Annotated in this window: 7 protein-coding genes; 4 read left to right on the top strand and 3 right to left on the bottom strand. The window is 69.8% G+C overall.

The window, feature by feature from the left end; translation table 11 throughout:
• On the top strand, nt 1–1,279 hold a 1,279-nt coding region (locus ACTWQE_RS32765), incomplete at its 5' end, for a TerD family protein (RefSeq protein WP_443332730.1).
• 263 nt (nt 1,280–1,542) lie between these two features.
• Nucleotides 1,543–2,526 (top strand): TerC family protein, encoded by a 984-nt coding sequence (locus tag ACTWQE_RS32770; RefSeq protein WP_443332731.1) that lies wholly within the window; start codon nt 1,543–1,545, stop codon nt 2,524–2,526.
• Between the two features lie 12 nt (nt 2,527–2,538).
• Here ACTWQE_RS32770 and ACTWQE_RS32775 read toward each other — a convergent pair whose 3' ends face one another.
• Entirely contained in the window at nt 2,539–3,825 is a 1,287-nt protein-coding gene (locus ACTWQE_RS32775; RefSeq protein ID WP_443332736.1) for an MFS transporter, read from the bottom strand.
• Between the two features lie 509 nt (nt 3,826–4,334).
• Between ACTWQE_RS32775 and ACTWQE_RS32780 the strand changes: the two genes are divergently transcribed.
• On the top strand, nt 4,335–4,532 hold the full coding sequence (locus ACTWQE_RS32780) for a hypothetical protein (RefSeq protein WP_443332732.1): 198 nt from the start codon (nt 4,335–4,337) through the stop codon (nt 4,530–4,532).
• Between the two features lie 206 nt (nt 4,533–4,738).
• On the opposite strand, the gene ACTWQE_RS32785 is transcribed toward ACTWQE_RS32780, so the two are convergent.
• On the bottom strand, nt 4,739–5,395 hold the full coding sequence (locus ACTWQE_RS32785) for an MBL fold metallo-hydrolase (protein ID WP_443332733.1): 657 nt from the start codon (nt 5,393–5,395) through the stop codon (nt 4,739–4,741).
• A 4-nt stretch (nt 5,396–5,399) separates the two neighbouring features.
• Nucleotides 5,400–6,137: a maleylpyruvate isomerase family mycothiol-dependent enzyme gene (locus tag ACTWQE_RS32790; RefSeq protein WP_443332734.1), complete on the bottom strand. Its 738-nt coding sequence runs from the start codon at nt 6,135–6,137 to the stop codon at nt 5,400–5,402.
• 178 nt (nt 6,138–6,315) lie between these two features.
• Here ACTWQE_RS32790 and uvrA point away from each other — a divergent pair.
• Nucleotides 6,316–9,174: excinuclease ABC subunit UvrA (uvrA, locus tag ACTWQE_RS32795; RefSeq protein ID WP_443332735.1), on the top strand; the 2,859-nt coding region annotated here is incomplete at its 3' end.

Consider the following 9,174-nt stretch of genomic DNA (forward strand, 5'->3'; position numbering starts at 1 on the left):
CCCCGCCGCGGCCACCCCGCCCGCGACCGCCGCCCCCGCGCACCCGGTGACCGACGGCCCGGTCGACTATCAGCACCCGCGCCGCGCGTCGGCGGCTCCTCCCACCCCGCCGCCGGCCGCGCCCCCCGCCCAGCCCGGACAGCCCGCCCAGCCGGTCGCGGGCGACGCCACCGGCTGGACCATGGACGAGCGGCTCTACAACCAGGTCTGGGGCATGTTCGAGGACCTGGCCAGGACCATCGCCGCGTACCGCAGCGCGGTCGACTTCGCCGACTCCCGGATGGAACAGGAGCTCGACCGGGTCCTCTCCGATCCGCGCTCCCGCATCGGCACCGTCGGTGACACCGCCCGTGCGGAGGCCCGTGCCAAGCACACCCTGCTCGTCGACCAGGCCCGCGCCGCACTCGACCGCGACCTCGCCCAACTCGCCGCCGAGGCCGAGGTGGTGGAACCCGCGCTGCCGCCCGCCTTCGCCCGCTGGGACAGCCCGGTCTGGCAGGGCTACCGCGTGCCGATGGAGATACCCATGGCGCTCCGCCTCGGGGACCTGCATCTGCCAGAGCGCCCCGAGCTCCGTATCCCCATGCTGGTCCGGCTGCCGCTGGAGCGCGGGCTCTGGGTCGACAGCGGTCGCACCGGCTCGGCGGACGGAGCGCTGGTCGACCCGGAGAGGATGCGCCGGCTGGCCATGGACAGCGCCGTGGCGCATGCCGCGCGTCTGCTCGCCGTCCATCCGGCGGGCGAGTTCACCGTCCATGTGATCGACCCGGCCGGGGCCGCCGCGTCCTCGCTCGCTCCATTGGTGCGCTCCGGTGTGCTCCGTGAGCCGCCCGCCCCAGGAGCCGCGGGAGTCGCCGCCGTCATCGCCGAGCTGACCCAGCGCGTCGATCTCGTGCAGATGGCGGTACGGGCGGGGGCCTCCGACTCCCTGCCGCCGGACCTGGACACCTCGGAACAACTGCTGATCGTCAACGACTTCCCGCACGGTTTCGACGACCGGGCGGTCACCCAGCTGCGCTATCTCGCGGACGAGGGGCCGGCCGTCGGCGTACATCTGATGATGGTCGCGGACCGGGAGGACGCGCGGGAGTACGGGCCGGTGCTCGACCCGCTGTGGCGCTCTCTCCTGCGGATCACCCCGATCCCCGACGACCACCTCGCCGACCCCTGGGTCGGACACGCCTGGACCTATGAGCCGCTGCTCGCCCCCGACGGGAGCGAGGTGCTGTACCACGTGCTCCGGCAGGTCGCCGACGCCCGGCGCCGGTACGGCCGCTGACCCGCGCTCCGACGTGAGCTCGAACTCATACCGGAGCATGGGCTCGAGCTCGCACTTTACCTTTTCTTGGTGTTTCCTGTAGCGTTCTTGACGCGGAGGGGAGTACTCCCGCTGCGGCGTGCCCGTCAATACGGATCGATCCCTACGGATGGATGAGATCCCGGGGCGCCGGCCCGTGGTGCGGCATGCCGGTCACGGGCGGAAGAGACCTCCGGCAAAGAGCGACGACCCTGACAGTTGCCGTGAGAAATGCCGGAGGAACCGTGGACGTCTCCCTCGCCGTCTGGGCGCTGACCATCGTTGGTCTGTGTGCCCTCATCGCCGCCGATTTCTTCATCGGTGGCCGCAAGCCGCACGAGGTCTCCATCAAGGAGGCCGGCATCTGGACGATCGTCTGGATGGTTCTCGCCGGGCTCTTCGGTCTGGGCCTCCTGCTCTTCGCCGGCGGGCAGCCGGCGGGCGAGTTCTTCGCCGGCTACATCACCGAGAAGTCGCTGAGCGTCGACAACCTCTTCGTCTTCGTCCTGATCATGGCCAGATTCGCCGTCCCGCCGGTCCACCAGCAGCGGGTGCTGATGATGGGCGTCCTGATAGCCCTCGTCCTGCGTGCGATCTTCATTGCCGCCGGCGCCGCGATCATCGCGAACTTCTCCTGGGTGTTCTACGTCTTCGGCGCCTTCCTCATCTGGACAGCCTGGAAGCTCATCGAGGACGCGCGGACGGAGGAGCACGACGAGGAGTACCAGGAGAACCGCCTCCTCAAGGCCGTCGAGAAGCGCTTCCCGTCCACGGACCGGTACCACGGCACCAAGCTGTTCGTGACGGAGAACGGCAAGCGCCTGATGACGCCCATGCTCATCGTCATCCTGGCGATCGGCACCACGGACCTCCTCTTCGCGCTGGACTCCATCCCGGCGATCTTCGGCCTCACCCAGGACCCGTACATCGTCTTCACCGCCAACGCCTTCGCGCTGATGGGCCTGCGGCAGCTGTACTTCCTGATCGGCGGACTGCTGAAGAAGCTGGTCCACCTCTCGTACGGGCTGTCGGTCATCCTCGGCTTCATCGGCGTCAAGCTGCTGCTGCACGCACTGCACGAGTCCGGGTTCCACGTCCCCGAGATCAGCGTCCCGCTCTCGCTCGGCGTGATCTGCGCGGTGTTGGTCGTCACCACGATCACCAGCCTGTACGCGTCGAGGAAACAGGAGCGGGCCGAGGGCGCCGAGAAGCAGGACATCGACGTCTGACCCGTCCCCGGATCAGGCGGGCGCGCTCGCGGCGGCGGCCTGCTCGGTCGCCGACGCGGGGCGTGTCTCGGGCAGCAGCGCGAAACACACCAGGCTCAGCAGCGCGATCGCCGTCAGATACGTGGCGACGCCCCAGGGCGGCCCGTCGCCGGTGGCCACCGCGGTCGCGACGACCGGGGTCAGCGCGCCACCGAGCACACCCCCCAGGTTGTAGCCGACGGCCGCCCCCGTGCAGCGCACCCGCGGCTCATACAGCTCCGGCAGATACGCCGCGACCACGGCGAACATCGTGATGAAGGCCAGCATCGCGCCGAGGAAGCCCAGGAACATCAGCAGCGGCTCCCCGGTGCGCAGCAACCCGATCAGCGGGAACATCCACACGGCCGACGCCGTGCACCCGGCCAGGCACAGCGGCCGCCGCCCGTACCGGTCCCCGAGCATCGCCACGAACGGCGTGCACACGCCCTTGATCACCACCGCTGCCATGATGCATCCCAGCATCACCGTGCGGCTCACCCCGAGCTTCTCGGTGCCGTACGCGAGGGACCAGGTCGTCACGGCGTAGAAGACGGCGTAGCCCACGGCGAGCCCACCGGCGGTCAGCAGGACCAGCCTCCAGTGGCCCCGGACGACTTCGAAGAGCGGGACCCGGGCCAGCGTGCCCCGCTCGGCGAGCTCCTGGAACTGCGGGCTCTCGGCGAGCGAGGTACGCAGCAGCAGCCCGGCCAGCGCCGGCACTGCCGCGGCCCAGAACGGAACCCTCCAGCCCCAGGACCGGAACTGCGCGTCCGTCAGCGAGGCCGACAGCGCCAGCATCACACCGTTCGCCAGGAGAAATCCGACCGGAGGGCCGATCTGCGGAAAGCTTGACCACAGGGCCCGGCGCCCCTCGGGCGCGTGCTCGGCGGTCAGCAGCACCGCCCCGCCCCACTCGCCGCCGAGCCCCAGTCCCTGCAGAAAGCGCAGGGCGAGCAGCAGCAGCGGCGCGGCGACTCCGAGCGATCCGTACGTGGGGAGGCAGCCGACCGCGACCGTGGCGACGCCGGTCAGCAGAAGCGAGGCGATGAGCACCGGACGCCGGCCGTGGCGGTCGCCGATGTGGCCGAAGAGCACGGAGCCCAACGGCCGGGACAGAAAGCCGACAGCGAACGTCCCGAACGCGGCGAGAGTGCCCGCGAGCGGGGAGAAGGTCGGGAAGAAGAGCGGGCCCAGGACCAGGGCCGCTGCGGTGCCGTAGACGTAGAAGTCGTAGAACTCGATGGCCGTGCCGGCGAGCGATGCCGCGGCCAGGCGCCTCATCGGAGGGCGGCGGTCGGTGACGGCGTGATCGTTCACGCCGCGCTCAACGAAGTCGCCGGCCCGGGGGTCACCGGGTGGCGGGCGGCGTATGGCGGCATCCGGGGGGTGCGGGCGTACCGGACGCGTGGGTACGTGACCTCTTTGTGCGCCTGCGGTCGGGACCCGTGCGTGGGCGCCGGGGACGCCGATGCGCGAACGGTGTGGGGAGCCTGGGCGCCCGCGGCGAGGGATGCCTGCCCGGAGACGCCGGTGCGCCCCGCAGGTTCGCGTCAGGACGTCACCGCGATGTCATGACGTCACTGCGATGTCAGTACGTCACCGCGATCCGCCGGGCCCGGCGGGAATCGGACGGAGATCTGGTCACGGGAACGGCTGAACGAACGCGGGCCCGCCGCCGTACAGATAACCGACGCCCGTCGGCGACGTCGGCGTGCCCCCAGGAGGGGCGAGACGGTCCGCCGGCAGGGCGACGATCAACTGCAGCGCAGATCCGGTCCTTGGAGGAGTGCATGAGTCAACGCAAGCTCAGTGCCGCGGAGCGGCTGGCCGCCAGGATCCGAGGCGTGGAACCGTCCGATCCGGCGGCCGAGTGGCCGGGAACCGCGGAACAGCAGGCTCTCCGCAGCATTCGAGTGAGCACACCGGCCGGCCACTGGCACGTCGGCGGCTACCAGCCCGATGACGACGGACCACCCAGTGCGGCGTAACCAGCAGCGCCCGTCCTGGCGGACGGAGGGCGTGGCCGGCCGGGGCATGTGATACGCCCCCGCCTCTGGGAACCGCCTCGTCCGTCCGGGACAGCGCTGTTCAACGCCGTGAACCCCGCCACGCGGCGGGCACTTCCGGTGCGTCGGCTCCACGCCCCGGTGTCCTCGCGGCGGCGGGGCCTCGGACGGTCCCCGCCGAGGGTGGATCACCAGCCGCGGGCCTTCCACTCCGGCAGGTGAGGCCGCTCGGCTCCGAGGGTCGTGTCGTTGCCGTGGCCCGGGTAGACCCAGGTCTCGTCGGGGAGCCGGTCGAAGAGCTTGGACTCGACGTCGGAGATCAGGGTCGCGAAGGCCTCCGGGTCGTTGTGGGTGTTGCCGACGCCGCCGGGGAAGAGGCAGTCGCCGGTGAACACATGCGGATGGCCGTGCGGGTCGTCGTAGACCAGGGCGATACTGCCCGGCGTGTGGCCGACGAGATGGCGGGCGGTCAGCTCCACCCGGCCGACGCGGATGGTGTCCCCGTCCTCGACGAGGACGTCCGTGGGTACGGGGATGCCCACGGCGTCGTGGCGTCCGGCGTAGGTACGGGCCCCGGTCGCGCCCACGACCTCGGCCAGCGCCTGCCAGTGGTCCGCGTGGCGGTGGGTGGTGACCACCGAGGCGATGCCGCCGTCGCCGATGAGGTTGAGCAGCGTCCGCGGCTCGTTGGCCGCGTCGATCAGCAGCTGGACATCGGTCGCGCGGCAGCGCAGCAGATAGGCGTTGTTCTCCATCGGGCCGACGGCCACCTTCGAGATCATCAGGTCCGGCAACTCGTGCACGTCCGCCGGTCCGCCGACCGTCACCACTCCGCTGTACGTCATGGCCTCAGCCTAGCGGCGGCAGGTCGGGCAGAGCGGAGCCGCGGGTCTCGAGGCGGGAGCCGTCCCCCCGCCCGGTGAGCCAGCCGAGCAGGGCGGTGGCCGGCCCGGCGACCGCGACGGGGTCACCGTCCGTACGGCCCGTACGCCAGCTGCGGCCGTCGTCGGCGGTGATCAGCAGGGCGGGAACGTCGGAGCGGCCCGCGAACCGTTCACCGGCGACGTAGTCCAGATCGCGGTCGACGAAGGATGCCGGGAGGTCCTCGACCGTGTAACCGACGCCCAGATCGACATGGTGCAGCTCGATCTCGACGAGCCGGCGGAACGGCACCCGGAAGGCCCGGTCGGTGACACCGTTGCGCAGCGTGACGGTCGCCTCCCACGCCTCGGGATGAAGTGCAGCGGCGGCGGTGTTGAAACGGTCGGTGCCGGCGAGCAGGTCCTCGATCTGGACGGAGAGCGGGCGGTCCGCGCCGCGTTCGATGTCGGCGCCGCGGGCCTCGGCGCTCGCGTACATCGGGATGTGGGTGCCGGTGCGTGCGGCATCGAGGACGTTCACGAGGGCGTCGGCGTTGCGTGCCAGGTGGGCGAGGACATGACCGCGTGACCAGCCCGGGAGCAGTGACGGCTCGCGGAGGTCCGCGTCGCCCAGCTTCCTCACCGAGGCGAGCAGCCGGTCGGTGGCCTCCTGGACGGCCGCTGTGTCCCGTACCTGATCAGTTGTGGGGCGCACATGATCGGTCATGACCCGACGTTAGCGCCGCCACACGTTCGGGTGAAGGAGTCGACACGGGCCCGTAAATCGAAAGCCCGTGCTATAGGCTCGGGTCCGGCATCAGTAAGACATCGCTGTGGCGCCGCCCATACCCTTGACCGGGGGTGCCGGCGCACCCCACCTCTTCTCAAGAAAGGTGCCGACCGGCGTGGCCGACCGTCTCATCGTCCGTGGCGCTCGAGAGCACAATCTCAAGAACGTCTCGCTCGACCTCCCCCGCGACTCCCTCATCGTCTTCACCGGGCTGTCGGGTTCGGGCAAGTCCTCCCTCGCGTTCGACACGATCTTCGCCGAGGGGCAGCGCCGCTACGTCGAGTCGCTCTCCTCCTATGCCCGCCAGTTCCTGGGCCAGATGGACAAGCCCGATGTGGACTTCATCGAGGGTCTGTCGCCGGCGGTCTCCATCGACCAGAAGTCGACCTCGCGCAACCCGCGCTCGACGGTGGGCACCATCACGGAGGTCTATGACTACCTCCGGCTGCTCTTCGCCCGCATCGGCAAACCGCACTGCCCCGAGTGCGGCCGCCCCATCTCCCGCCAGTCCCCGCAGGCCATCGTCGACAAGGTGCTGGGCCTGGAGGAGGGCAGCCGATTCCAGGTGCTCTCACCGCTGGTGCGTGAGCGCAAGGGCGAGTTCGTCGATCTCTTCTCCGACCTCCAGACCAAGGGCTACAGCCGGGCCAGGGTGGACGGCGAGACGATCCACCTCGCCGAGCCGCCGAAGCTGAAGAAGCAGGAGAAGCACACCATCGAGGTGGTCGTCGACCGCCTGACCGTCAAGGACAGCGCGAAGCGCCGGCTCACGGACTCCGTCGAGACCGCGCTCGGGCTCTCCGGCGGCATGGTGATCCTGGACTTCGTCGACCTCGACGAGGACGACCCGCAGCGCGAGCGGATGTTCTCCGAGCACCTCTACTGCCCGTACGACGACCTGTCCTTCGAGGAGCTGGAGCCGCGCTCCTTCTCCTTCAACTCGCCCTTCGGCGCGTGCCCCGACTGCACCGGCATCGGCACGCGTATGGAGGTCGATCCGGAGCTGATCGTCCCGGACGAGGAGAAGTCACTCGACGAGGGCGCGATCAGCCCCTGGTCGCACGGCCATACCAAGGACTACTTCGCACGGCTGGTCGGTGCCCTCGCCGACGAGTTGGGGTTCCGTACGGACATCCCCTGGGCCGGGCTGCCGCAGCGTGCGAGGAAGGCCCTGCTCAACGGGCACCGGACGCGGATCGAGGTGCGGTACCGCAACCGTTACGGGCGGGAGCGCGCGTACACCACCTCCTTCGAAGGTGCGGTGCCCTTCGTCAAGCGCCGGCACTCGGAGGCGGAGAGCGACAGCAGCCGGGAGCGCTTCGAGGGCTATATGCGCGAGGTGCCCTGCCCGACCTGTGAGGGCACCCGGCTCAAGCCGATCGTGCTCGCGGTCAGCGTGCAGGGGAAGTCGATCGCGGACGTCGCCGCGATGTCGATCAGCGACTGCGCCGACTTCCTGCGGGACATGACGCTCACCGCGCGGGAGAAGAAGATCGCCGAGCGGGTCCTCAAGGAGGTCAACGAGCGGCTGAGGTTCCTGGTCGACGTCGGCCTCGACTATCTGTCGCTGAACCGGGCGGCCGGCACCCTCTCGGGCGGTGAGGCCCAGCGCATCCGGCTGGCCACCCAGATCGGCTCCGGTCTGGTCGGCGTGCTCTATGTGCTGGACGAGCCGTCGATCGGCCTCCACCAGCGCGACAACCACCGGCTGATCGAGACGCTCGTACGGCTCCGGGACCTCGGCAACACCCTCATCGTCGTGGAGCACGACGAGGACACGATCAAGACCTCCGACTGGGTCGTGGACATCGGCCCGGGGGCCGGCGAGCACGGCGGCAAGGTGGTGCACAGCGGTCCCCTGAAGGAGCTGCTGACCAACAAGGAGTCGATGACCGGGCAGTATCTGGCCGGGAAGAAGGAGATCCCGACGCCGGACATCCGGCGGCCGGTGGACACCGAGCGCCAACTCACGGTGCGCGGAGCCCGGGAGAACAATCTGCAGGACATCGATGTGTCCTTCCCGCTCGGGGTGTTCACGGCGGTGACCGGAGTCTCCGGGTCCGGAAAGTCCACGCTGGTCAACGACATCCTCTACACGCATCTGGCGCGCGAGTTGAACGCCGCGCGGACGGTGCCCGGGCGGCACACGCGCGTGGACGGCGACGACCTCGTCGACAAGGTGGTGCATGTCGACCAGTCGCCCATCGGCCGTACACCGCGCTCCAACCCGGCCACGTACACCGGTGTCTTCGACCATGTGCGGAAGCTCTTCGCGGAGACGATGGAGGCCAAGGTCCGCGGCTATCTGCCGGGCCGGTTCTCCTTCAACGTCAAGGGCGGACGGTGCGAGAACTGCTCCGGTGACGGCACCATCAAGATCGAGATGAACTTCCTGCCGGATGTGTATGTGCCGTGCGAGGTCTGCCACGGCGCTCGCTACAACCGGGAGACCCTGGAGGTCCACTACAAGGGCAAGTCCATCGCCGAGGTGCTGGACATGCCGATCGAGGAGGCGCTGGACTTCTTCGAGGCCGTCCCGACGATCGCCCGCCATCTGCGGACGCTCAACGAGGTCGGGCTGGGGTACGTACGCCTCGGGCAGTCGGCGCCGACCCTGTCCGGCGGTGAGGCACAGCGCGTCAAGCTGGCGAGCGAGCTGCAGAAGCGTTCGACGGGCCGGACCGTCTACGTCCTGGACGAGCCGACGACGGGCCTGCACTTCGACGACATCAGCAAGCTGATCAATGTGCTGTCCGGACTGGTCGACAAGGGCAACACGGTGATCGTCATCGAGCACAACCTCGATGTGATCAAGACGGCCGACTGGGTCGTCGACATGGGGCCCGAGGGTACGTACGCCTCGGGCAGTCGGCGCCGACCCTGTCCGGCGGTGAGGCACAGCGCGTCAAGCTGGCGAGCGAGCTGCAGAAGCGTTCGACGGGCCGGACCGTCTACGTCCTGGACGAGCCGACGA

The organism is Streptomyces sp. 8N706 (assembly GCF_052245415.1).
In the GTDB taxonomy this organism is placed as follows: domain Bacteria; phylum Actinomycetota; class Actinomycetes; order Streptomycetales; family Streptomycetaceae; genus Streptomyces.

What these genes read in the sequence shown, in the direction of transcription:
- ACTWQE_RS32790 (WP_443332734.1), bottom strand. Translation starts at nt 6,137, where the DNA reads ATGACCGATCATGTGCGCCCCACAACTGATCAGGTACGGGACACAGCG.
- ACTWQE_RS32780 (WP_443332732.1), top strand. Translation starts at nt 4,335, where the DNA reads ATGAGTCAACGCAAGCTCAGTGCCGCGGAGCGGCTGGCCGCCAGGATC.
- ACTWQE_RS32775 (WP_443332736.1), bottom strand. Translation starts at nt 3,825, where the DNA reads ATGAGGCGCCTGGCCGCGGCATCGCTCGCCGGCACGGCCATCGAGTTC.
- ACTWQE_RS32785 (WP_443332733.1), bottom strand. Translation starts at nt 5,395, where the DNA reads ATGACGTACAGCGGAGTGGTGACGGTCGGCGGACCGGCGGACGTGCAC.